General features: G+C 46.6%; 17 protein-coding genes. 11 read left to right on the top strand and 6 right to left on the bottom strand.

Going from position 1 to position 24,790, the window contains the following annotated elements:
- Nucleotides 1-143: 143 nt before the first annotated feature.
- Complete coding sequence (locus tag GO755_RS37310; RefSeq protein WP_157590537.1) at nucleotides 144-1,901, bottom strand: phospho-sugar mutase; 1,758 nt, start codon at nucleotides 1,899-1,901, stop codon at nucleotides 144-146.
- 329 nt (nucleotides 1,902-2,230) lie between these two features.
- On the opposite strand from GO755_RS37310, the gene GO755_RS37305 reads away from it, so the two are divergent.
- Complete coding sequence (locus GO755_RS37305) at nucleotides 2,231-3,016, top strand: SGNH/GDSL hydrolase family protein (protein WP_157590536.1); 786 nt, start codon at nucleotides 2,231-2,233, stop codon at nucleotides 3,014-3,016.
- Between the two features lie 46 nt (nucleotides 3,017-3,062).
- Here the strand turns inward: GO755_RS37305 and GO755_RS37300 are convergent, their stop codons facing one another.
- The 3 genes from GO755_RS37300 to GO755_RS37290 form a co-directional block, all read right to left on the bottom strand.
- Nucleotides 3,063-4,364 carry a DUF4249 domain-containing protein gene (locus GO755_RS37300; RefSeq protein WP_157590535.1) on the bottom strand — a complete coding sequence of 434 codons (1,302 nt, stop codon included), beginning with the start codon at nucleotides 4,362-4,364 and terminating at the stop codon, nucleotides 3,063-3,065.
- A 126-nt stretch (nucleotides 4,365-4,490) separates the two neighbouring features.
- Nucleotides 4,491-7,151 (bottom strand): ABC transporter permease, encoded by a 2,661-nt coding sequence (locus GO755_RS37295; RefSeq protein ID WP_227687253.1) that lies wholly within the window; start codon nucleotides 7,149-7,151, stop codon nucleotides 4,491-4,493.
- On the bottom strand, nucleotides 7,148-7,483 hold the full coding sequence (locus tag GO755_RS37290) for a PadR family transcriptional regulator (protein WP_157590534.1): 336 nt from the start codon (nucleotides 7,481-7,483) through the stop codon (nucleotides 7,148-7,150). The genes GO755_RS37295 and GO755_RS37290 overlap by 4 nt, the downstream gene beginning before the upstream one ends.
- A gap of 307 nt (nucleotides 7,484-7,790) precedes the next feature.
- Here GO755_RS37290 and GO755_RS37285 point away from each other — a divergent pair, with 307 nt between their 5' ends.
- A complete protein-coding gene (locus GO755_RS37285) occupies nucleotides 7,791-9,242 on the top strand; it encodes an RNA polymerase sigma factor (RefSeq protein ID WP_157590533.1) in 1,452 nt (483 codons plus the stop codon).
- Between the two features lie 82 nt (nucleotides 9,243-9,324).
- Here the strand turns inward: GO755_RS37285 and GO755_RS37280 are convergent, their stop codons facing one another.
- The gene (locus GO755_RS37280; protein ID WP_157590532.1) at nucleotides 9,325-10,290 is read right to left on the bottom strand and encodes a hypothetical protein; all 966 of its coding nucleotides are present in this window, start codon (nucleotides 10,288-10,290) and stop codon (nucleotides 9,325-9,327) included.
- Nucleotides 10,291-10,302: 12 nt separating this feature from the next.
- The gene (locus GO755_RS37275) at nucleotides 10,303-11,019 is read right to left on the bottom strand and encodes an outer membrane beta-barrel protein (RefSeq protein ID WP_157590531.1); all 717 of its coding nucleotides are present in this window, start codon (nucleotides 11,017-11,019) and stop codon (nucleotides 10,303-10,305) included.
- A gap of 625 nt (nucleotides 11,020-11,644) precedes the next feature.
- Between GO755_RS37275 and GO755_RS37270 the strand changes: the two genes are divergently transcribed.
- The 9 genes from GO755_RS37270 to GO755_RS37230 all read left to right on the top strand — a co-directional run bounded on the left by GO755_RS37270 (nucleotide 11,645) and on the right by GO755_RS37230 (nucleotide 24,790).
- Nucleotides 11,645-14,041 carry a TonB-dependent receptor gene (locus GO755_RS37270; RefSeq protein ID WP_157590530.1) on the top strand — a complete coding sequence of 799 codons (2,397 nt, stop codon included), beginning with the start codon at nucleotides 11,645-11,647 and terminating at the stop codon, nucleotides 14,039-14,041.
- A 12-nt stretch (nucleotides 14,042-14,053) separates the two neighbouring features.
- Nucleotides 14,054-15,367: a DUF4249 domain-containing protein gene (locus GO755_RS37265; RefSeq protein WP_157590529.1), complete on the top strand. Its 1,314-nt coding sequence runs from the start codon at nucleotides 14,054-14,056 to the stop codon at nucleotides 15,365-15,367.
- Nucleotides 15,368-15,387: 20 nt separating this feature from the next.
- Nucleotides 15,388-16,572: a DUF4249 domain-containing protein gene (locus tag GO755_RS37260; protein WP_157590528.1), complete on the top strand. Its 1,185-nt coding sequence runs from the start codon at nucleotides 15,388-15,390 to the stop codon at nucleotides 16,570-16,572.
- Nucleotides 16,573-16,593: 21 nt separating this feature from the next.
- Complete coding sequence (locus GO755_RS37255; protein WP_157590527.1) at nucleotides 16,594-17,934, top strand: DUF4249 domain-containing protein; 1,341 nt, start codon at nucleotides 16,594-16,596, stop codon at nucleotides 17,932-17,934.
- A 20-nt stretch (nucleotides 17,935-17,954) separates the two neighbouring features.
- On the top strand, nucleotides 17,955-19,268 hold the full coding sequence (locus tag GO755_RS37250; RefSeq protein WP_157590526.1) for a DUF4249 domain-containing protein: 1,314 nt from the start codon (nucleotides 17,955-17,957) through the stop codon (nucleotides 19,266-19,268).
- A 21-nt stretch (nucleotides 19,269-19,289) separates the two neighbouring features.
- Complete coding sequence (locus GO755_RS37245; protein ID WP_157590525.1) at nucleotides 19,290-20,585, top strand: DUF4249 domain-containing protein; 1,296 nt, start codon at nucleotides 19,290-19,292, stop codon at nucleotides 20,583-20,585.
- A gap of 23 nt (nucleotides 20,586-20,608) precedes the next feature.
- Nucleotides 20,609-21,943, top strand: coding sequence for a DUF4249 domain-containing protein (locus GO755_RS37240; RefSeq protein ID WP_157590524.1), 1,335 nt, complete (start codon nucleotides 20,609-20,611; stop codon nucleotides 21,941-21,943).
- Between the two features lie 27 nt (nucleotides 21,944-21,970).
- Complete coding sequence (locus GO755_RS37235; RefSeq protein WP_157590523.1) at nucleotides 21,971-23,443, top strand: TlpA family protein disulfide reductase; 1,473 nt, start codon at nucleotides 21,971-21,973, stop codon at nucleotides 23,441-23,443.
- A 66-nt stretch (nucleotides 23,444-23,509) separates the two neighbouring features.
- On the top strand, nucleotides 23,510-24,790 hold the full coding sequence (locus GO755_RS37230; protein ID WP_317166035.1) for a DUF4249 domain-containing protein: 1,281 nt from the start codon (nucleotides 23,510-23,512) through the stop codon (nucleotides 24,788-24,790).

Here is a 24,790-nt window from a genome sequence, read left to right as displayed (position 1 = left end):
ATGCGTAGGTATTAATGCTTAAAGGTATTTACTCATGATTTCTAATTAATCTTTTTTTAACCTTATCAATAAAATAATGGCCATAAAAAAGCCCGCTTGTTTTCACAAGCGGGCCTGGTAATTGAAATAAGGATATAATTGTGCTAGGTCAACTGCAATTCATCAATTACCCGCTGCACTTTTGCCTTTAGCTGAGCATAGGTATCATCAAATGCTTCTTTGCTTTCCAGGGGCTCACGAACGCTGACGTAAAATTTGATCTTCGGTTCTGTACCCGATGGCCGTGCCGAAACTTTAGTGCCATCTTCTGTGAAGAATTGGAGTACGTTCGATGCTTCGATTCCCATTTTGCCCGCTTCAATTGCTGAAGTTGTGCCCGCCTTTGCATCCAGTCGAGTCAACGCTTTGTAATCGTCAATCCGAACTACTGGCGAACCAGCAATGGACTTGGGTGGATTGGCCCGGAAGTCGGCCATCATCTGCTGAATTTCTTCGGCGCCTGATTTTCCCTTTTTCGTTAATGATACCAGCGATTCATAATAGAAACCGTTTTCCTGGTACATAGCCATGAGCATATCGAAGAGGCTCTTGCCCTGATCTTTAGCATAGGCGGTCAGTTCGGCAATAATGGCGCAGGAGGCAATGGCATCTTTATCGCGCACAAAATCGCCGATGAGGTAACCGTAACTCTCTTCGCCACCACCAATAAATTTCTCTTTGCCTTCCAGTTCACGAATAACTTCAGCAATGTATTTGAAGCCCGTAAGCGTATTGTGGCAGGTTACGCCATAATTTTTGCACATCTGATCGATAAGATCGGTGGTCACGATAGTCTTGGCCACGAACTCTTTGCCGGTCAGTTTGCCTGCATCTTTCCAGGCATTCAGCAGGTAGTAAATGATCAGGCTAGCCATCTGGTTGCCGTTCAGCAACTCGAATTCACCATGATGGTTGCGGGCACCGGCTCCTACTCGGTCGGCATCGGGATCGGTAGCCATAATAAGATCGGCATCCAGCGAATTAGCTAAATCGAGGGCCAACTGCATGGCCGCCCGCTCTTCAGGATTCGGCGATTTCACCGTCGGGAAATTGCCGTCGGGTGTAGCCTGCTCCTTAACAATATGCACATTGTTGAAGCCTAACGCATCCAACACACGTGGTACCAGCGTGATGCCCGTTCCGTGAATAGGTGTGTAAACGATGTTCAGATTGGCCTGGCGCTTAATCACATCCGGGTTCACAGCATTCGACTTGACACGTTCCACATAAGGCGCGTCGATTTCTTCGTCGATTAGATGGATTCGTTCAGGAATTCCCTCAAACTTAATGTCATCTACGGACGTAATCTTGTTTACCTCTTCAATAATGGCTTTGTCATGGGGGGCTACTACCTGACCACCATCATTCCAGTACACTTTGTAGCCATTATATTCGGGAGGGTTGTGCGAGGCCGTCACAACAATGCCGCTCTGGCAACCCAACTGCCGAATGGCAAACGATAATTCTGGTGTAGGACGTAGGCTGCTGAACAGATACACCTTAATGCCATTTGCCGAAAAAATATCAGCTACTAAGCGGGCAAATTCAGGACTCATCCGGCGACTGTCGTGGGCAATGGCCACACTAATGTCTTCGCCAGGGAAAGCTGCATTTATATAATTAGAAAGCCCTTGGGTAGCTGCACCAACGGTATATCGATTCATCCGGTTGGAACCCACGCCCAGAATGCCGCGCAGGCCACCTGTACCAAATTCAAGATCGCGATAGAACGAGTCAGTCAGCTCGGTAATATTACCAGAATCAATCAGGTGCTGGATCGATTCTTTCGTGGCGGCATCGTAATTGCCGCTAAGCCATTTATCAACACGTTGCTGAGTAGGGGAGTCGAGGGCCGTTGTCATGCTTGTTATGTCCTAAACTGTTGTTAAGTATAAAGTGATCGACTTCTGTTTATGTGCAAAAAAGAACATTATTTTCGGGAATATGTCAAAAAACCTTCGGTGTTTACCGCTTCATGAGTTTTTCTGTATTGATCCATAGCAATCCGGTCAAAATTACAACTCCCCTTTGGCCTACCAAATCCTTATAATAGATTCAGACACTTAAAAAGCACATTCATTTGTTTTTATGTGTCTTTAATTGATTTTTTGATATACTATTTGCAACATCTGCCTGATGCAACCGTCTTAAACTTAAGTTGATATTTTTTATACTTAAGATACATAGTGCAGTGAATATTCTTGTGATTGGTGGTTGTCAGATCTATGGCTACGGACTTACAAATAAGGAAAATAGTTTTATTGATCAATTTGTCTATCAACTTGAAGAGCTTGGACTTCATCCTCAGGTAACTAGTTACGTTTTTCTCCCGTTAGCTGATATTCGCGAGACGCTAATGCATCTGGATCTATCTCAATTTGATTTAATAATCATTCAGCCCGCTCATTACTATCTCCAGCATCCACCCACATTCTGGAAACTGTTTAAAATGCCAACCCGGAAAGTACCGAAATATGCAGGAACTGGATTAAAAACCGTGGAACTGGAAGCATTACGAAGTCAGTCACCGTTACCGCTCGACAGCACACCGGCTGGTTTAGTCAAGCAAACAAAAAACGTTTTGAAACGATTATTGCTGAGTTTAGGTAACCAGGCTGGTCTGGTGAAGCAGTTGCTTTATGTACAACATGAGTTGGCGGCTTTACTGAACCAATTGCAGATGCATAACCAAAAGGTTATTTTGTTAACACCAACACCACACCGTGAGTCGATCAGCCAATGGTTGCGTAGACAGGGGCGTGCCATCGTGATAAATGAGGGTAAACGATGCGGAATGACCGTTTTGGATACTCATCTATTTATCCGGCCAACAGGCGAGTTTTATCTTACCGATGACCCAAGCCATCTGAATTCCATAGGTCATGAGCTGCTAGGCCGGGTATTATTCATATGCTTTAAGGCAAAACAAGTAATACTAGCAGACCAACGAATACAACCCGCCATGGAAACGGTTTAACCATCAGAAGTTTTGTAGCACCTGACGAATCACGCTTAATTCGTGTCTACTCCTGCCAGCCGTCGGGCTTAAATGGTGTTCGACTGTTGCTGGGGACGCAGATAGCGGTTACCGGTCGTGGAGGGCCGCCCAGAATCCGGATGTTAGGATAGGGATAAATTGGCTCGGGAATGGGCTGCCGCAGATTGAGCGAATAAAATAGTTCGGAACCGGGTAGTTTAGATTCCCCGGCTGGATCGGTTTGGCCAAATGGCAGTCCGATCACGTCTTTCCGGTCAATCCAGTGCCGAACAGCCGACACGGCAGAGGCCGTAAAATAACCTACTACATGATCCTGATTATTTCCCATATTCTGAATATTACCCACTGGTGCAGACGGAATCGGGTCGACTAGTCCATTCGTGTTTTGTGTCTGGTCCTGAAAGCGTTTGAAATACGAATAGGCCGTTTTGGTTAAGGATAACTGCCGGATTTCCACTAAGCAGGCGGTACTATCATAATAGGGAATCTCCGCAATTTTTCGTCGGGCAATCAGCCCCCCATTGCTGAGTTGATCATCGAAGACATTGAGCGAAGAACTGTATAAAATCTCCCAGCATTCAGTCCGACAGGGGTAATCATAAACATATAATCCGGTTGTAAAGGGAGGTTGCCCGGCCTCGAAATAATTGGTTGGTACAAAACAGTTCTCATACGGTGCATTGCCCGACACGTAAAACGTTTTGTCTTTGTACACATGGTCGAGAATGCTATTGACTGCGTAAACACCTTGCTGGCAACTTCGGCACCACGATTGCTTTTCCCACAATTTCCACTCCCACCGATAATAATTGTGCTCACTGGCCGGGTCTTGCCAGTCAATAGATACATCGTGACCGGCTCGATAGCCACCCGTTAGTTGTAGCTCAACAGGCAAACTTGCCGGGTTATATTGAGACGATACCCGGTCAATAGCAGGAACAGCGGGCATAATTTGCGGAGTCGACTGGTAGTGCGTTCCATCGCTGAGAGTAAAACGGAGTTGGTAGCTGTGACCGATTTGGCCTTTGAAATCACTGGGTAATTGATAACTACCCTCTTCGGTTTCGTGGCAGGTAATTAGTTGAGTGGAATCAACGAGTACGGTAACGGTTGCTTTGGTAATGGGGATGCTACCAAAACGGCCCGTGAGTGGGTCGGCTTTTGAGCGATTCAGGCGAATGATTTGCGGTTCAGGCAGGTTCGTAATTGTACCATCAACAACTAGGGTATTTACGGTTCCGTTAATCGTCAGATCAATTGGGTCTACGCAGGCCGTTAGCAAGAGCGCTGAAAGAAAGGCACTTAAGGCAAAAACAAGAAAACGCATACCAGCTAAAAAAGGTAATTTAGCCAGAAAGTTTTGATAAATAAGGTGTTGCTGCTGAAACGTAAACAAGCTACTCAAAAACGTTGGTATGATACGGCGCTTTTGAGTAGCAAATCTACGTATTGGCTATTCTGTTCGTAAGGTCTTTATCGGATTCATCAGGGCGGCTTTCATACTTTGGAAACCGACAGTCAATAAGGCAACAAGAAAGGTGATCAGAATCGCCAGGATAAAAATGCCGGCGCCGAGCTCAATTCGATACACAAAATTAGTCAGCCACCTGTCCATAATCCACCAGGCCAGCGGAGCTGCCAACATAAACGCAACCAACAGCAAGCGAGAGAATTCTTTGCCGAACAGCCAAAGAATGCCGGACGTACTCGCTCCCAATACTTTGCGTACACCGATTTCCTTCGTTTTCTGAGTCGCCATGAACGATACCAATCCGTACAGGCCCAGACAACTCACAAAAATGGCAATTGCAGCAAACGCCTGAATGAGACGAAGAAGCATGTTATCCAGCTTATAGAGCCGGTCAATTTCTTCATCCAGAAAACGATATGTATAAACGGAAGACGGATACATGGCAGTCCATGCTTTTTCAAAACCAGCCAAGGTGACCTCCAGATTAGCCGGATTTACTTTTATCCCGCAACTATTATAAATCTCACTTCGGGTCGTGAGGCAGAGAGGCTCAATAGCAGTACGGAACGACTTAAAGTGGAAGTCCTTCATGACACCAACGATGGTTCCCAATTTCCCATTGATCGTTGCCGGTTTGCCAATCACATCGTGTAGGGAAGCTAAGCCAAGAGATTTTACGGCGGTTTCGTTGAGTAAGTACTCCCGGACCGTATCTGACGGATTTAGGTTGCGACCGGCCAGAATGGGTATTTTGAACGTAGGGACGAACTGATAATCTCCGGTTTTATAAGAAATGTTGAAACTTTCATTTTTCGGACGTGAGTCAAAGCGAATGCCCGTGCTTGCCAGGAATTCGGTTGCAGGAGGACTATCAAAAAATGTCACGTTTTCGACTCCAGCCAGTTCCGAAAGCTGCGCTCCCAATGTATTTATTTTTGACTTTTGATTATCAGGTATCGGTAGAATGACGATCGCGTCTTTTCGAAAACCCATGTCGGCCAGTTGCGAATAACGTAACTGGTTGGTAATGATCAGCGTACCAATAATGAGCAATTGTGAGATGGCAAACTGCGTAACAACCAACCCCTTTCGTAATGAAAAGCCGCCTATCGACCGTTGGGAGAGTTTTCCTTTCAGCGCCAGCACGGGCTGAAAACGAGCCAGAATCAGACCGGGATAAGCTCCTGAACAGAAAATTACAATCAGCAGCAGGCCGAGTAAAAAGGTTAGTAAATACGTGTCCGTAAATGGATTGAGGATCAATTCTATGTCAAACCATCGATTGACAAACGGTATAGCCAGATAGGCTAACCCTAGGGCGATGACCAGCGCTATTCCGGCAATAAGGGCTGTTTCGGTAATAAACTGCCAGAAAAGCGCTCCCCGCTGGCTGCCCAATGCTTTCCGAACGCCAATTTCCCGGGAGCGCCCAAGTGCCTGTGCCGTCGCCAGATTAATAAAATTAACGCAGGCCGTAACGATCAGGAAAAAGCCGATTAGAGCAAACGTCCAGAGATTTTTTTTCTCGGTGTATCCGCGCAGGCTAGGGTTAAAATGAACATCGGAGAGCGGCTGTAATTTGAATCGAAAATGCTTCGCATTCTCTTTGTCATAGTATTTATCGGAAATCGCCGGGAGAATCCTGGAATCGACAACAGCCGCAGATACATTCGGTTTGAGCCGGATAAAACATTGCATCTCTTTATTGAAACCCAACCACCAATCTTTTTCGACCATCCAGGGACTGTGATCCTGCAAATTGCTGAAAGGAAGATAGATTTCCGTGCGAAAATCTGTGGTAGCCGGTAAGTTCTGAAGAACACCTGTAATCTTTACGACCAAGGAATTATCGATATGCAAAAGCTGACCGATGGGGTCTTTATCGCCAAAATATTTTTTTGCGATTCGATCCGTGATAAGGGCTGTATTGCGATCCTGCAAGGCCGTTTGCGAACTACCTTCTATGAGCGGGAAATTGAAAATACGTAGAAAATCCGGATCGGCAAACGCAACATCTTCCTTAAATTTTTTCTCCGGCGACACGGCCACCACGCGATCTTTCAAAAATCCGATTCGCCCGACTTCTTCCGCGACATTATATCCACGCTTGAAGGCTTCCCCCATCGGATTGGGAACGCCTGTACTATAGGTCACCTTTTCTGTATGAAGCTCTGTATAAATACGATAGATTCGATCTTGATTCGCATGGAACGTATCAAAACTCAAGTGGTATTTCACTAATGTAAAGATCAGAATGGCGCAGGCAATGCCCAGACTCAGACTCACCACATTGATCAGCGTATAGGATTTGTGCCGATTCAGTTTTCTCAAAGCGATCTTAACATAATTACTGAGCATAGCCGTTGGGTTTGGTTGTAAATAACTAGTGGGTTCAGGGTATAAATGGATGGATTGATCTTGTTTACGCCAAAGTCGGGGATGCAGCAGCAACAGCATTTCCAGCACATACAACAGTCGGGCTTGGGTATATCCGTATCGCTGGGCTCTCTTCTGAAATAGTTCATACAGGTCACCCAATGTCTCTTCCCGGATATGAGGAGCCGTAATTCGTGCCAGCAGTCGCTCGGCCCAGCGTGGCGGCTCCGACTGTCTATCTTGGTAAGATTTATTTTTTCGATTCATGTCAGGTGATCAAAAGCGGTTTTCGGAATTGCCTCCCACAACTCATTCCGGATGCGTCGTGCTTCCTGTAAGGATTGTTCACCTGCGAGGGTTATCGTAAACAAGCGTTTGCTTCGCCCACCCCGTTCAGCGATTGGCTCGCTGAAACGGGAACGGACTAACCCTTTTTCCTCTAACCGCTGCATGGTTCGGTGAACAACGCCTAAACTCATTGGTCGCTCCAAACGCTCGCTTAGTGCTTCCACAACAGCTACACCATAAGCATCATCGTAGAGTAGCGCGATTGTCAGCAGAACGATCTCTTCGAACTCGCCTAATTGGGTACCTTTCATAAGTTGCTAGTACTTCATCGTAAAGTAAAATCTATCTTTCCTCTTTGCATAGCAAATGAAAGGCCAACAACCAAAATAGGCTCTATGGGCCGAAAAATGCCCATTTCGCACTTCCTTTTGGATTATTGTCGTCCGAAAACGGACGGTAACTTGTCCAGATCTGGACGGCAGTTGAGCAGCATTTTGATGACGGCAACGATGCTGATAAATGGATTAATCCTTACCTTAAGGGACTTCTTTTCACCGGATGCGACAATATAATCGATCAATAACTGCCACCATTTGAGAAAAAAGCATCATAGTTACTATGAATGGTGTAACGAAGAGTTTTTGGGAAGCTACGTATAAGCAAAACATAGCTAAACTAATTGGCGTTTGCTATCGATACACGTATAATAGGCAGATTGCAGAAGACTTAGCGCATGATGCTTTTCTGGTAGCTATTGATAAATCGTCAAGCTTTGAAAACAAAGGCTCTTTTGACGCTTGGTTAAGGCGTATTGTCATAAATGTAGCCTTGCAATACCTCCGGGAGCAAAAAAAACAAAAGCACCAGGAAGACAGGATTGCCTATGATACAACTTCAATTGACTACCAGGATGAAAATCAAGTCAATGAAGAAAATACCTTCTCAAAGGCTGAGCTTTTAGAAGCAATTGAGCGGTTGCCCGAGCACCATAAACTTGTATTTAATCTATATGTATTTGACAACTTTACGCATGCACAAATCGGTGCCGAATTGGGTATTAGTGAGGGAACGTCAAAGTCACATTTAGCAAGGGCGCGAAAGAAGATTCGACAAATTCTTAACGAAAAAGTAAACGAGAACAAAAAAAGGACTAGATTATTTTTACTGTTTTTACTTCCGGATAAGCTTTATAAGATAGACCATTTGTTTGCCCGTCAACTAAATTATTTTGAAATACAACCTCAAAAATTATTCCCTTTTCATACCATTGATTTTAGTGAAATCTCGACTCTAAAATCTAAACCATCTGCCATTTTTTCTGAAGCCTATTTGAAAATTGACATTGCTGCTGTAGCAATTGTTATGAACGTGGCCGCTGTTCTATTCTTACGTTTTAATTCATATAAGGAAATTAAATCGCCTGTGGAGGTAGTGCGCTCTACTGTAGTACCAGGTAAGCTCGTTGAGTTAAATTCAGAAAAGAATACTGATAAAAAGTTTTCAACTATTGATCCGATAACTGCCACCATTTCCAATACTGGCATCATATCAAGTGAACGAACTAACAATAGTGAAACTATGAAAACTATAAACACCTTGGGCGCATTGCTCCTGACAAGCTCGACTCTGGCTTTTGATACGACAAGCTTATTGAGCAACTATCAACTACCAACTCAGCTTAAAAACCAGAAAATCACCGAAAGAAATATAGCGGAAACGACGGGACCTATAGAATTGATTAAATCAAATGCCGGAATAGATTCTCCTGGAACGTCTGGTACGTTTTATGCCTCAGAGTTATTTTGGTCGGCGGCTACTAATGAACTATACTTTAAGGGAAGAGATGTAAAGATTAACTTCAACTCAAATAAATTTACTGGAAGTGGTACATTTTCATTCCTAAATAAAATCAGCTATCTGGTTATTAATGGAACCCCCGTGACATTAAATGAAACAATAAAACTTTCTGACAAGAAATACAATTTGGTCAAATTAACGCAAGAAGAGACAGTGAAAAAATATGGTGATAAAGGGAATTTTGGGGCTGTCGAAATAACGTTGGCAGAATAGATAAAAATGCGTCTTCAACTGTGTTTTATACGCCATATCTCCCAGATATGGCGTATAAAACACAGTTGAAGACGCATTTCAATTACTGATTATACGTGTACTCAACTGTATTGATAAAGTCTCCACCCCGATACGACTTCATTTGAGAAGGGTACCCGTCGGGTCGATATGTGTATTCGTAGCGCCATGAATCGACAGCACCCGGTTGATTGATCGTTTGCCGAGTGACTACATTATTTGGGTTTGTCGTGTTGAAGGATAACAAATCGCTCATATCGACCATTTCAGAGTCGCCCGTTGTTCGGAAAGGATTCGGTTTCATATCGTAAGCGAAGTAATCAACTGCCCAATAATCGAGTGGCGCTACAGAACGAGCCCAGAGGATATTTCCGACTTCGTTTCGACGGTACGTGATGCCGTCTGTTCGTTTTCCCTGGTCGTCAATGGTCCCAGACCAGATATAAGCCCCCGTTGGACTAAATCCCAAATGAGATTGGGCGACTCCAGCTTTTTGGTACCAATCTATAAATACTGTATTTGTCGTTTTTGTCAGTCCAGCTATCCCTTTGTCAATGGGACTGTAGGCAATTGTTCGGCTAGGGAGTAGGTCATTATTTTTAGGAGAGCCTTCTGTAAATGGGGCTTCTTTATTCAGTTTAGAAGCGACCTGTACTAATCCATTGCTCGTATAACTATAGGAGAGCTGAACGTAAATGTGTTGACCATCTGTGTAGTAATTGGTGCGTTCAATGAGACGGTTTTGGTCATCATACTGGTAAGTAATCCATAATTTACCGTTGAGAGTCACCTTCTTTAAGCGAAGCGTTGTGTTCGTCTGATTCAATTGACCAAACGGAAATTGACGGGCCGTACCGGCCGCCCCAAATACAGGTTGGTAGCTGGCAATCGAATCGGGCATAGATCGACTCGACTTTCCGGTGTTCTTTGTCGAAGGAAAGGGCGTGATGGTTATCTGGTCAGGTTGGGAATTACAACTGAATAGAGCCAATAAGCTTACTGGAAGAAGTAGATAGAGGTTTCGATACATGATTGTGGACAGTTACTTCCCTTTGATTTTGTAGAGCACTCCAAAGCGAATTACCGAAGAATTGCATTCATTGCGTCCGCCGACCCAGCCACTTTTGTAGTTGCTTAATCCGTACGAATAGGACGTATAAGCGCCTACTCGTCTGTAAAATACAGAGATTTGGCCCCTGGGTCTAATGTCCGTTTTTATGCCTGTTCTGTCTAGTGATGTCGTATACGTAGTACCGTTAATCCCGGTTGCCTTGCCACTTTCTTTTGAACTTAACAGATAGCCGACATCAAGGCCACCGGTCAGATCTACTGAAACCTGACGAATTCCCACCCGGTACCCTACATAAGGAAACGCATTGAGTTGGTTGTTTGACAGATAGGTTTGCCCGGAAGCTGCATCCTGAAAAGTACCCGTCTTATCATACCCATTAACACCTGTAATGGTGGTCTTACTTCTTAGGTTTTCATAGCCTACACCAATACCGACGATGAAATTGCCTCTGGAGATGCGTTGAATCTGGTAGGATACACCGTACGAAAGGCCATTTTTTGCCCCAAAAGGATTGTTTGTATAACCTGTGGTGCCATTAGAGGCTAGATTTATTTGAGAGGTTTTCTCTGCCGAATAACCCTGAAAAGAGAACAAACCGGAGTTTAAGGCAAGGATTGATTCTGTCTTCTGCCCAAAAGAAAGGTTGATCGTTAGGGTTGTCAGAAGAAGTAGAAGTAACTTTTTCATATCAGTAAACTAGTATTCCGTCTGATGACCCCCTATACCGCTAGTTGGTTGGAATTCAGCCGTTAAATAGGCAAAGATAGTTTAATGGCTGATCTATAGAATGAATGTCGGAAACAAGTAACCAGCAGCAGGGATGAAACAATACGCCTATAAATAAACTTTGATTCTCTGAAGCATCAACTAAAGTAGATAAGGCCGTTTCTGGAAGCGACGAAAGGGATACATGGAACGACGAAGACGCAGCGCTCGTAACGAACGAATGCCGGTAACTTCCCGATGATTATACCAACTCCTCATGCCAATAGCTTACTGTAAAAAGTGGTCAGTTTGGTCGTTACCAGCGCTCCTTTAGTCGATTATAGGGGAGGATTCGTCTAAAAAAGTTGAGCGATGAATAAACCCGTTGTACGTTACCATAAGTATATAAAAGTTCCGATAACCTTTATAATTAATACCTGTTGGTTAGCTAATTCATTGTTTGTAAAAAGGCGATACGTGAAGAACGAACCTTAAAACAAAATCAGCTGATTAACAGCGTTTCCTGCCTTTAGTGCGTCTAGGATGAAAACGGACATATTAGTCGCTATGCTAAAGGAAACAATCCAACACCTTTACCTTTCTTTTCATGAATCGATTACTACTGACGGTTTTATTGTTGGCTTTGGTAGTGCCTGCCATCCATGCTCAAATTTTATATACGCTTTCCGGCACCGTTCGTGACTCGGCCAGTCAACAACCCATTGTACGGGCGGCTGTGGTGCTTGATTATGAAAAAGCAGCTACAGGTACTTATACCGATGCACAGGGCCACTTCTCCATCAAAGCCCGTATAGGACAGCACGTTCTGGTGGTACGAAGCCTTGGATTTGTGCCCTATCGCACCACCATTAGCCTGCATGAGAACACCGTCTTCAACGTTCGACTGCCCTCTGTATCCAGCCAGTTAGAAGAGGTTGTCGTTACCAGCAAAGGCTATGACCGAAACGTTCGCCAGCCGCTGTTGGGCGTTAGTCAGATTAATATCGCTACCCTTAAAAAGATGCCGGCTGCCCTGGGCGAAGTCGATATTCTGCGGAGCCTGCAAATGCTTCCCGGTGTAACCAGCGTGGGCGAAGCCGCCAATGGGGTCAACATTCGGGGGGGGACTACGGATCAAAACCTGATCTTGCTCGACGATACACCTATTTTTAATCCGACTCACATGTTCGGCCTCTTTTCAGTCTTTCCGCCCGATGCGGTGAGTGGGCTGGATTTATATAAAGGGAACGTACCGGCTCGCTATGGCGGACGAGCGGCATCGGTTCTGGACATCAGCCTGCGTAATCCTGATCTCAATAAGTTTCAGATGACAGGTGGAGTGAGTTTGGTGGCCAATCGGCTAACGGTCGAAACGCCGATCATTAAGGGGAAACTGGCGCTGCTCGTATCAGGACGGGGTGCATTTAATGACTTCTTGCTACGAGCCGTCTCGCCCCGATTTGATAATATTCGGGCTAAGTTCGGTGATGGAACCGCCAAGATGTTCTGGCGGGTAAACGACAAGAATACCGTGACGGCGATGGGCTATTATAGCCAGGATCTGTTTCAGACGAATTTATTAGGAAGTCTGGCCAACGTCAACGCGGTGAATACCCAATACGCCCAACAAACGGCCAACGGCATGGTGCGCTGGTTTCATGCGTTCAATGACCGGACAAACCTGCAAACGACAGCTCTGGTAGCTCAGTACATTCCCCGAATTCTGTCGACCGAAGACAGTACGAACAACAAAGTAGTACTGAAACAGTCGCTGCTGCAACGACAGATCAAGTCAAACCTAAACTACCAGCTAGAAAACCAGAAGATTGAAGTCGGCATCAGCGGTACCCATTATCGGCTTAACCCCGGCGAGCTGATTCCTGGCAACAGTCTGGCGGTGAACTACCAGAAAACCCCGATTGAAAATGCGCTGGAACTAGGAATTCATGCTGAGGATGAGATCAGTTTGTCGGAAAAACTGGCGGTATCGGCGGGTTTGCGTTATTCGCACTTCCTGAATCTGGGGCCATCTGTCGTGCGCCGATATGCGAACGGCGAAGTAGCCGATGCCACCACTGTCGTGGATTCCACGGTGTATGGGGCCGGACAGGTGACCAAACAGTATGGCGGTTTTGAACCTCGATTAGGTTTGCGGTATGCTCTGACGCCCAATTCCTCCATCAAGATTGGCTACAACCTGATGCGGCAATATTTACAGGTGATCACCAATACAACTACGCCTTTGCCTACATCGCGCTGGAAAACGTCTGATGCGCATATTCAGCCGCAGGTGAGCCAGTTGTTTTCGGTGGGGTATTTTCAGAACTCGAAGAATAACATTTTTGAGTTATCGGCGGAGGCTTACTGGCGAAGTACGCAGCATATTCTGGACTATAAACCGGGGGCCGATTTCCTGCTCCAACCGTATCCAGAAACCCAATTGCTACCGGGTCGAAGCAAAGCCTATGGCCTGGAAGTGATGGTATCTAAGAAAAAAGGAGAGCTAACGGGCTGGGTCAATTACACCTTTGCCCGAACACTGAATCAGGTTAATCAGGGCGTTGATTTTCAGCAACAGATTAATGGTGGAGACTGGTACCGAGCCAACTATGATCGGCCACACAGTTTGAACATGAGCCTGACGATCAACCAGGGTCGTCACCATAGCTTTTCGTTTAACTTCGCGTATAGCTCGGGTCGTCCTTATACCGCGCCCGAGGGATTCATTCGCTACCAGGGTCGGACGTATCCTTATTACGATGAGCGGAATCAGTACCGTCTACCCGATTATCACCGACTGGATTTTGCCTGGAACATCTACAGTCCGAGTATGAAGAATCGGCGTTGGCAGGGACACTGGACCTTTACGGTGTACAACATTTACGGTCGCAAGAATGTGTACTCGATTTTTTACCGGACAGAAGGACAAGCTACTAACCCCTACCGACTCAGCATTTTTGGCGCACCCATACCAAGTTTGACCTACAACTTTGAGTTCAAGTAATTGCTCAATGGTATGCGTCCACTTATCATTCGGGTGTTTATTTTTCTGAGTAGCCTACTTTTAATTACTTGTGTTGATCGCCTTGATATAAATCTTCCTCAACACACAAACATCATTGTTGTGGATGGCATGATCAGTAATTTACCCGAACCCCAAATTATCCAGCTTAATCGTTCCCAAACTGATTCAGTAACGGGGCGGTCTGGATTCAAGGCGATTACGAAAGCAGCCGTGGAGGTTATTGTTGATTCGACACAGGTTATTGCCTGTCATGAGACGACTGATGGGAGGTATCAACTGCCCTCTGACTTTCGGGGACAAGTGGGGCATACGTATCAACTCCATTTTACGCTCAGTGACGGAACTCAATATCTGTCTACTCAGCAACTTATGCAACCCGTGCCGCCGATTGACAAAGTTACCCTTCTATTCAGCCTTACCAGTTTACCGGCTAATACTGGCGTGCTCGAAGAGTTTCGGTCTGGGTACGATGTGCTCCTGGACGTTCAGGACCCCGCCAATCAACGCAATTATTACCGTTGGGACTGGAGCCTCTACGAAAAGCAGGACTGGTGTCAGAGTTGTAACCAGGGATATTACATGACCAATCAACTCAGGCTGGTTAGCAGTTATCCCAATATCCTTATTTATCAAACTCAGCCCGAGCTTGCAGAGAATTGCTTTGATGCCCCATCCCCAGCTCTTTTTGGCGGCAACTACACTCCGCTCCCTATTTTTTTGATCAATTCCTACGTTTGCCGAACGCAATGCTGGGACATTATTCCTAGCACGACAATTAGTGTATTTTCGGATACGTACAGCAATGGAGGGGCAATTACGAGTCGTAACGTAGGACAAATACCATATTACACGGAGAATCCCGCTCTGGTCGAGGTTCGGCAAAGCAGCCTGACGGCGGATGCGTACCACTATTTTAGTTTATTACAAGAGCAGACCCAGAACACAGGTGGTCTGGCTGATGGCCTTCCGGCAGCCTTATCGGGAAATGTTCACAACACGGCCAACCCGCAAGAAAAGATAGTCGGCTATTTTACCGCAGGTGCTATTTCGTCGGTCCGTTATTGGCTGGATAAAAAAGACGCTACGGGTATCGCTTATGGGGGCGTGTATTATCATCCCGGACTAAAAGTGACGTTACCTGTACCTGGTGATCAGCAATTATTTTTTGCCTTCCACCGGGCATTGCCAACAGTTGAATCCTATTTGAACTTCACCATTTTAGGCGGGGGCCTACGTCCACCCACCGCTTTATGTGTACCAAGCGACAGTCGAACGCCAAATAGACCCGAAGGCTGGCGGGATTAAGTGAACAAAACGCCCTCGTTATGAATGTCTTCGTTTCACCACTTCGTCTGGTTTTCTGGTTGGCTGGCTGGCTACTGCTATCCATATTGGTTGCCTGTGTTGATCCCGCCGAATCAACCATAAACAGTTCGCTCAATGTGATCATTGTAGACGGCACCATTACGGATGTGGCTGAACAGCAAGTTATTCGACTCAGTCGCTCTCAGGCTGATCGACTTACAGGACGATCGGGTTCTGTACCCATTACTAAAGCAACTGTAGAGGTGGTGGTTGACTCTTCTGCCATTATTTCATGCCCGGAAACCGTGGACGGCACTTATCAATTACCCAGCGATTTTAAAGGGCAGGTTGGTCATGCCTATCAACTCCGGTTCACCTTAAGCGATGATACACAGTATGAATCAACGACTGAGATTCTGCAACCCGTTGCCCCAATTACGCAGGTTCGTGCCCAGTTTAACGCGACCAGCCTCAGTTCGACCCAACGGTTAAATGGTGTGTATACGGCTGCCCATGATTTTTATATTGACTTCACTGACCCTCCTGACCAAATCAATTATTATCGGTGGGACTGGAAAGATTGGGAGCATCAGGAGTGGTGCCGAAGCTGTAAAGGGGATATCTATCAGATCGCTGATGAGCAGGGGAAACTAATTGACGATTGCGTTAAGGATCGGTTTACCTACCCTCACTTTGATTACAATTGCCGAACTCAGTGCTGGGAGATTCTTTATGACAATGACCTCACCCTATTCGACGATCAGTACAGCAATGGGAATATGGTGAAAGCCTTGCGCGTGGCTCAAGTACCCTTGTATTCGAAAGAACACTGCCTGGTCGAGATTCGCCAGACTTCATTGACGAAACAGGCTTATACATATTTCAAACGGTTAAACGATCAAACCCAAAAGACGGGCGGTGTGGCTGGGGCGCAACCCGCCCTGTTGGTAGGTAATATCTATAACCTGGCAAAGAAGAATGAGCCCGTGGTTGGCTACTTCAGTGCATCGGGTGTTTCTGCGGTTCGGTACTGGTTAACCCGGAGCGATGCGACTGGCTTTGCTCCCGGTTTATTTCAGGCGCTCAATGGAAGAGATCCTGTTCTGGAATATGGCGTCCAGCCTGCTCGTTATCGTCCGCCATTGGCCGTGTGTGTTTCCAGTGAGAGTCGAACGCCAGTCAAGCCGACGGGCTGGCAAGATTGAGCAAATGTAAACACGCTCGTTATGATTCACATCGTTTCACAACTACGTCTGTTTTTTGTGTTGCTGGGTTGGCTCCTGCTGGCTACAGGGCCACTGGCGTGCGTTGATCCAGAGGACATTCTCCTACAGGGCACGGTAGATATTATTGTCGTGGATGGCACGATTACCAACTTAGCCGAAGCCCAGATCATCCAGCTCAATCGCTCGCAGGCCGACCGGCTCACGGGTCGCTTTGGTACGATCCCTATTACCAAAGCAACTGTTGAGGTTATCGTTGATTCATCCCAGATTATCCCCTGCCATGAGACTATAGATGGATCTTACCAATTACCATCCGATTTCAAAGGCCAGATTGGTCATGCGTACCAGTTGCGCTTTATTCTTTCGGATGGCTCTCGCTATGTGTCCTCTCAACAGATTATGCAAGCTGCTCCCTCCATCAACCAAGTGAGCTCTAAGTTCAATCTCAATAGTCTTTCTCAGGCCACGGCCTTGGGTGGCTATTATCGAGCGGGTCATGACTTAGCTATCGACTTCCAGGACCCGGCTGACCAGCATAACTACTACCGCTGGGGTTGGAATTTGTATGAGAAGCAGGACTGGTGCCGAAGCTGCCATCAGGGGGCCTACGCAGTCAATAACATACTCCCTCATGTATATACACATGGTCCGTACGGTCAGTACTACGTCTCGGGTGATTCCCTGTATGAGGATTGTTTTGTGCCAGTGCCAATGCTAGCCTATGAATTTGGCCAACCGGTAGTTGTTACTAAGCCTCTCTACGTGTATGATTATGCCTGTCGAACCCAGTGTTGGGAGATTCTACATAACTATGAAATAAATGTCTTCGACGATCAATACAGCAATGGCGGATTAATCCAGTCTCGTAAAGTAGCCCAGATTCCCTACTATACCCATGAACCTTGCCTGGTCGAACTACGCCAGACTTCCTTGACAATCGACGCCTATCGCTATTTTAAGCTGTTTCAGGATCAAACCGAGAAGACGGGTGGCCTGACTGACTCGCCACCGACTGCTCTGGCTGGAAACGTAAAGCGAATTGGGTTAACGACCGAATCTGTCGCTGGCTATTTTACCGCATCGGCTGTATCGACATTACGTTATTGGTTAGATCGCAAAGACGCGACGGGTCTACCGTTCGGGGCCACCGATCCAGCAGGTCCGTCAGGCTTACCTGGAGCAGAACTATACTATGCACTTAATCTTCGCGAGCCTAATCCCGAACCGACTTTTCCGCCACCGTATGTACTTATTTATGGCGGTCCATCTCGTCCACCAACGGCCATCTGTGTATTCAGCGACAGTCGAACGCCTTATAAACCGGAAGGTTGGCGGGATTAATCACTCAAAATAGCTTGCTTATGTGTGCCTTCTTTTCATCGTTTCGTCTGTTTCCTCTGCTGGGCTGGACCCTCTTGGTTCTGTTCCCACTGGCGTGCGTTGATCCCGAAGATATTGTGCAGAGTGGTACCAATGATATTCTCGTGGTTGATGGTACGATTACCAATCTGGCTGAGCCGCAACTTATTAAACTCAATCGATCAAAAGCCGATCCTCTTACTGGGCGCTTTGGTACCATGCCTATTACTAAAGCAACGGTGGAAGTCGTGATGGATTCGACGGTTGTAATTGCCTGTCATGAGACTGAGGATGGTAGCTATCAATTACCTTCTGATTTTAAAGGGCAGATTGGTCATGCGTACCAGTTACGCTTCGTGCTTACGGATGGGACAAGCTACCAATCTACTCCACAAACCATGTTGGCTGCTCCGCCAATAAGCAGGGTATATGCTCGGTTTAATCCGACAAGTCTTTCAACCAGAGAAGCGTTAGATGGTAATTTTAGAGCGGCCCATGACTTTTATTTAGACACCCAGGACCCTGCCAATCAACAGAATTATTACCGGTGGGACTGGAAATTATGGGAACGCCAAGAGTGGTGTCGCTCTTGTTCAATGGGAATCTATTCGGTACATAATGTTCTGACAAAATATACGGCCAACGGTCTTCGCTATTTTGAAGCTGGTGACTCCTTATTTGAAAACTGCTTTTATCCTCCCCCCGGCACTCCAGGCCTGGACAAGTATTTTGTGTACGATTATCAATGTCGAACGCAGTGTTGGGATATTTTCGTTAGCAATAATCTAAATGTCTTTGCTGATACTTATACGAATGGAGCCTTATTGACTGGGCAGAAGGTTGCTCAGATACCCTATTATCAGCATGCCCCTTGTTTAGTCGAAATCCGCCAGGCTGCGCTTAACCCGGCAGCTTATCGATACTTTAATCAACTTGCCGAGCAGACACAGAAATCCGGTGGAGTGGCTGATTTACCCCCAACGACTTTGGCGGGTAATGTCCAGATCACAGCGGGTAAAGGAAGTGGGGTTGTAGGGTATTTCACGGCTTCGGCTGTAACCACGATACGCTACTGGCTAAATCGAAAAGACGCTACGGGTCTACCGTTAGGCGCCACTGATCCTAAAGGCTCTTCAGGCTTACCCGGCGCTGAATTATTTTATGCACTGAATCTCCGACAGCCCAATCCTGAGCCTTCATTTTTTTCGCCCAACGTTTCAATTAATGATTATTCAGCACATACCAAGCCTTACACGGCGGTGTGTGAATCAAACGAAAGTCAAACTCCGGTTAAGCCGATTGGCTGGCAGGATTGAGATACACTAAAAACACGCGTTATGACTCATACCGTTTCATTGTTCCGACAGTTTTTTGTGGTGCTAAGCTGGCTTCTGCTGGCTATAGTGCCGCTGGCCTGCGTTGATCCAGAGGATCTTATCCTGCACGGCACAATAGATATTATTGTCGTGGATGGCACGATTACCAACCTGGCTGAGCCTCAGATTATTCGGCTTAACCGCTCGCGAGCTGACCGGCTGACGGGCCGTTTTGGTACGTTACCCATTACAAAAGCAACTGTCGTGGTGGTGATTGATTCCGCCGAAGCTATTTCTTGTCATGAGACTGTCGATGGCAGCTACCAGCTACCCAGCGATTTTAAAGGCCAGATTGGCCATGCGTATCAACTCCGGTTTACGCTCAGCGACGGCACGCGTTATATATCGACCCAACAGGTGATTCAGGCCGTACCGCCCATTGATAAAGCATCTGCCCGGTTTAATCTCCAAAGCCTATTGCCCCCCTTAGGCGGCTTCTTCCGGGCTGGCCATGATGTTTTTATTGAGTTTAGCGATCCTGCCGAACAGCATAACTATTACCGGTGGGACTGGACGTTATACGAGCCCCAAAAGTGGTGTCGAACGTGTGTGAAAGGCTTTTACTCTGTTTTCAATCCAATTGAGGTATTCCCGCCGGGTGGATTTTATAAATCAGGTACTGAATCTTTTGAAGACTGCTTTTATCCCGCCCCAAGAATTGGTGTTCCTGATGCTGATTTTAAATTTGATTATGCCTGCCGAACGCAGTGCTGGGAAATCCTGCATAATTATACCATCACAGTTTTCGACGATCAGTATACCAATGGTGGTCCGATAACGGGTCTTAAAGTAGCCGAGATTCCGTTTTATCAGCACAGTCCCTGTTTAGTAGACATTCGTCAACTATCACTCACGAAGGATGCTTATCGCTATTTTAAGCTATTCCAGGACCAGACCCAAAATACCGGCGGCTTAGCCGATACGCCACCAACGGCTTTGATTGGCAATGTCCATAATGTAGCGAATGCGCAGGAAAAAGTAGTTGGTTATTTTACGGCATCAGCTGTTTCCAGAAAACCCCTCTACATTGATCGAAAAGACACTGAGGGCTACCCATTTGGTAAAGATCCGGCAGGTTATTCGGGTGTGGAAGGCGAAGTGTTGTTTTTTGCCCTGAATGGTCGCCAGCCCATTCAGGAGCCTGGGCCTCCGAATGAGATTCGGATATTCCTTGATGGGACCCTTCGGCCGCCAACAGCAATCTGTGCTCCGCTCGATCAGCGAACGCCTTATACGCCAGAAGGCTGGCCTAACTAAATGAACGTAATGCAAACGTTGTTATGACTATCCGTTTCCCATCATTCCGCCTGTTTCCTTTGTTGCTGGGCTGGTTCTTACTGGTTGGCACGCTGGTTTCCTGCGTTGATCCCGAGGATCTTATCCTGCGCGGTACGGTGGATATTATTGTGGTGGATGGGACAATTACAAACCTGGCTGAAGAACAAATTATCCGACTCAACCGCTCCAAATCAGATCCCCTAACCGGTCGTTTTGGCACCCGGCCCATTACCAAAGCCATCGTAGAAGTAATAATTGACTCATCGCAGATTGTGCCTTGCCATGAAACCATTGATGGAAGCTATCAACTGCCCAGCGATTTTAAAGGGCAGATTGGTCATGCGTATCAACTCCGGTTTACGCTCAGTGATGGCACACAGTATGCGTCTAATCAGCAGGTAATTCAGACTGTACCAGCCATTGACAAGGTTGCTGCTCAGTTTAATTCGAAAAGTATTTTTCCACCCTTGAATGCGTCTTTTACGGCGGGGCACGACTTTTTCGTTGATTTCAGAGATCCTGACCAAATACGCAATTATTACCGCTGGGACTGGAAGCTCTGGGAAAAGCAGGAGTGGTGCCGCTCCTGCTATCAGGGGGTATATGCGATCTATGGAGATATTACGGCCGTATTATACTTTACTCCTGATCCCCCCAATTATTTCTATGTTTATATATCGGGGAATACTCAACTGCTGGAAGACTGTTACTACGAATTAGCACCGCCTGTTCCTTCCAAAAGGAACCCGGTACCTGGCTATACGTATGATTATAGTTGCCGAACCCAGTGCTGGGAGATTATTTATAGTCACGACCTCAACCTTTTTGATGATCAGTATACGAATGGCGGTTTACTAATTAACAAAAAAGTAGCGCAGATCCCTTTTTATGACCACAATCCTGGCTTGGTTGAAATTCGACAAAGCTCACTAACGCCCGATGCCTACCGGTACTTTAAATTGTTTCAGCAACAGACTCAGAATACCGGCAGCCTGGCTGATACACCCCCGTCGGCTCTGGCTGGGAATGTTCATAACCTGGCTAACAATCACGAAGCAGTAGTGGGTTATTTTTCGGTCTCAGCCGTCGCTACCAAGCGCTATTGGCTCGACCGTAAAGATGCTTTTGGCCTATCATTAGGCAATACAGGAGGATATTCCAGCATACCCGGTGCCGAGTTATTTTATGCCCTGAATCTGCGCCAGCCACAACCCGAGCCTTCCCTTCCGGGAGCGCCAGTCCTCCAGTTGTTTAACGCTCCTCCACGTCCCCCAACGGCCATCTGTGTGCCCAGCGATACCAAAACACCGTATAAACCCGACGGTTGGCGTGACTAGGGCAACTGTTCGACCATTTTGAGAATCATGCCGTTCTATATCCTTGAACATATCAATATGAGCATTAACGTATTGCTGATTTTACTAACGAGCAGCCTGTTTTTAATGGCCAATCGGACTCCGTTCCTAGCGGATGGGGTTCATATCTCCATTCACATGAAGGATGGAAACGGCCAACCCGTAACGCTATCTACGCCAAATGTATTTACGCTGGAACCGGTTGAGTTGGGCAACGCCAAACTTGATGCCAGCGGAAATGCTGTGCTGGATATTCCAGTAAACAAGGTACAATTTGCCAATATACAGATAGGGGAGAAGCTAGGAACATTGCTGCTTAGTCCGGGTGATAATCTTCGGATAAGCGTCGTTAATCAGGAAAGGTCTCCCTTTATTTTTTCGGGTAAAGGGGCTGAGGCTGCTACGTTCCTGGCACAAACGTCGTCGATCTGGCACAACTATGAGACAAAGGGTGGCAAACATCTCCTCCAGTTAGAACCTGATGAATTTGTCAACCGGCTGGATTCTGTGCAGAAAGCCTATGATAAACTGGCGCTGTACTCGGCGGGTACTGTCGCACTCAAACCAGTCCGCCATTTGTTGATGCAAAGGAATGCTGTGCAACTGCTGACCTACAAGCTGAATTATTGCATGTCTCGATTTGGCTCGGATGAGCTTCCTGCAAATGTGCCACCGACATTGAAAAATGTGGTTAGCGAGCTGCCTTTTGATTCCAGCCTGCTGGAGGCTAATACGTATGAGTATGGGTTCCTATTAGCTATGTATGAGCAATTGGGTTTGTACGCGCCTTTGTTTGCAGGTAAATCCAAAGACGAGCGCATGAGTATACAGGATCAATTACCTCAATTGGCAGATCAGCAAATTAGCCTCAGGAGCTATCCGGCTTCTATTCGGACGTTCCTGCGAGCTAAAAATATATATGATTCGCTGAAGCAATGGGGTATTACGTCCGCTACGGATTCACTCGTTGAAGCCATTAAAAAAGAGCCGGGTTATCAGGCGTATGCATCGGTTATTCAGGAAAAGTACGACAGTTGGTTGGCTCTGGCTCCTGGAAAAGCCGCGCCTAATTTTTCTGGCCTAAGCCCCGAAGGGAAACCCCTGTTGCTGACGGATTTGAAAGGGAAAGTTGTTTACGTCGATGTCTGGGCTACCTGGTGTGTTCCCTGCCGGGAAGAGTTTCCTCAGGCCAAACAGTTGCAGGCTCGTTTTGCCGACAACAATCAGGTTGCCTTTCTATATGTATCGATTGATCGTAATCAGGAGGCCTGGAAGAAAATGCTGGCAGGCGATCCCGATTTTAAAGGCGTGCACATGAATCAACCCCCCGGCGAACAATTCGAGTCGTTCGGAAAGGCTTATCAACTCGGTAGCATTCCCCGGTACATGCTTATTGATCAGACTGGTAATCTGGTCAACGTCAATGCAGATCGGCCTTCGTCGGGGAAAGTAGGTGAAGCGATTCAACAGCTATTGCAATAAACTATTTCATAATGGGCTCATTATGGTCAACTTTTTTTACTGATACGCCCATTTTCGTGGTTGCTAGTGCTTCTGCTTGCAGTTGTGGCTGTAGCCTGCGTTGATCCCGAAGAGCTTCTCCTTCGGGGAACGGTCGATGTCATTGTGATCGATGGTACCATCACCAATTTGGCTGAACCTCAGATCATCCGGCTCAACCGTTCCCGAGCCGACCCACTCACCGGGCGTTTTGGTGTGCTACCTCTGACTAAAATCAGCGTTCAGGTGGTTGTCGATTCTGCCGAGGTGATAAACTGCCACGAAACCGTGGATGGGAGTTATCAGCTACCCAGCGATTTTAAAGGCCAGGTTGGCCATGCGTATCAACTGCGGTTTACCCTTGAGAATGGTGGTACGTATGTATCGACTCAGCAGATTATGCCTGCTGTGCCTCCCATTGCCAAGGTATCGGCTCAGTTCAATCTTACGAGTTTGCCACCTAATCTGTTGGGTGGATTTACGAAAGGCTACGACTTGCTAATTGATATGCAGGACCCAGTTGCCCAGCGTAATTATTACCGTTGGGACTGGAACTTGTATGAAATGCAGGATTGGTGTAAAAGCTGTACCCAGGGGTATTATATGACCAACAAACTGACGCTCGTGAGCAGTTATCCAGCGCCCCTCGTATACCGGGCTGAGCCTGATTTACTGGAGGATTGCTTTGATGTGCCCTCATCCGTTCTATCTACCGGAACCTTCAGCAGCCCTTCCTATTTCGTGCTGGACTATCCCTGCCGAACACAGTGCTGGGAAATTATTCACAGCTATGCCCTCAATCTGTTCAACGATCAGTATGTGAATGGGGGGCAAATTCTGAGCAGAAATATTGGGCAGGTTCCTTTTTATACCCACAATCCGGCTTTGATCGAAATCCGGCAGGCATCACTTACATCGGATGCGTATCGATTTCTTACACTCTTTCAACAACAAACTCAGAATACGGGAGGCTTGGCCGATACACCCCCGGCGGCTCTGGTTGGTAATGTGCATAATGTGGCCAATGCACAGGAAAAAGTAGTTGGTTATTTTACGGCTGGAGCGGTTTCGTCCATTCGGTACTGGCTCGATAAGAAAGATGCGTCTGGAATTCCGCTAGGTGGAGTTGATGACGAAGGGAAGATTGTACCGGGGGATAAGGAGTTGTTTTTTGCCCTGAATCGTCGATTGCCTAAGCCAGAGCCGCAAACATCGGTGGAGTATTCAATTGGCTTTGCAATAGTGGGCGGAGGCAGTCGACCTCCTTCGGCTTTGTGTGTACCCAGTGATACTAAAACGCCCTTAAAACCCGATGGCTGGCGGAATTAA

It is taken from the genome of Spirosoma arboris, from assembly GCF_009754945.1.
Lineage (GTDB): Bacteria > Bacteroidota > Bacteroidia > Cytophagales > Spirosomataceae > Spirosoma > Spirosoma arboris.
This window is presented reverse-complemented; position numbering and strand designations above follow the sequence as displayed.

Coding starts and splice junctions, on each gene's coding strand:
- GO755_RS37280 (WP_157590532.1), bottom strand. CDS start 10,290: ATGTATCGAAACCTCTATCTACTTCTTCCAGTAAGCTTATTGGCTCTA.
- GO755_RS37255 (WP_157590527.1), top strand. CDS start 16,594: ATGATTCACATCGTTTCACAACTACGTCTGTTTTTTGTGTTGCTGGGT.
- GO755_RS37295 (WP_227687253.1), bottom strand. CDS start 7,151: ATGAATCGAAAAAATAAATCTTACCAAGATAGACAGTCGGAGCCGCCA.
- GO755_RS37235 (WP_157590523.1), top strand. CDS start 21,971: ATGCCGTTCTATATCCTTGAACATATCAATATGAGCATTAACGTATTG.
- GO755_RS37265 (WP_157590529.1), top strand. CDS start 14,054: ATGCGTCCACTTATCATTCGGGTGTTTATTTTTCTGAGTAGCCTACTT.
- GO755_RS37285 (WP_157590533.1), top strand. CDS start 7,791: ATGAATGGTGTAACGAAGAGTTTTTGGGAAGCTACGTATAAGCAAAAC.
- GO755_RS37300 (WP_157590535.1), bottom strand. CDS start 4,364: ATGCGTTTTCTTGTTTTTGCCTTAAGTGCCTTTCTTTCAGCGCTCTTG.
- GO755_RS37260 (WP_157590528.1), top strand. CDS start 15,388: ATGAATGTCTTCGTTTCACCACTTCGTCTGGTTTTCTGGTTGGCTGGC.
- GO755_RS37240 (WP_157590524.1), top strand. CDS start 20,609: ATGACTATCCGTTTCCCATCATTCCGCCTGTTTCCTTTGTTGCTGGGC.
- GO755_RS37270 (WP_157590530.1), top strand. CDS start 11,645: ATGAATCGATTACTACTGACGGTTTTATTGTTGGCTTTGGTAGTGCCT.
- GO755_RS37275 (WP_157590531.1), bottom strand. CDS start 11,019: ATGAAAAAGTTACTTCTACTTCTTCTGACAACCCTAACGATCAACCTT.
- GO755_RS37310 (WP_157590537.1), bottom strand. CDS start 1,901: ATGACAACGGCCCTCGACTCCCCTACTCAGCAACGTGTTGATAAATGG.
- GO755_RS37290 (WP_157590534.1), bottom strand. CDS start 7,483: ATGAAAGGTACCCAATTAGGCGAGTTCGAAGAGATCGTTCTGCTGACA.
- GO755_RS37245 (WP_157590525.1), top strand. CDS start 19,290: ATGACTCATACCGTTTCATTGTTCCGACAGTTTTTTGTGGTGCTAAGC.
- GO755_RS37250 (WP_157590526.1), top strand. CDS start 17,955: ATGTGTGCCTTCTTTTCATCGTTTCGTCTGTTTCCTCTGCTGGGCTGG.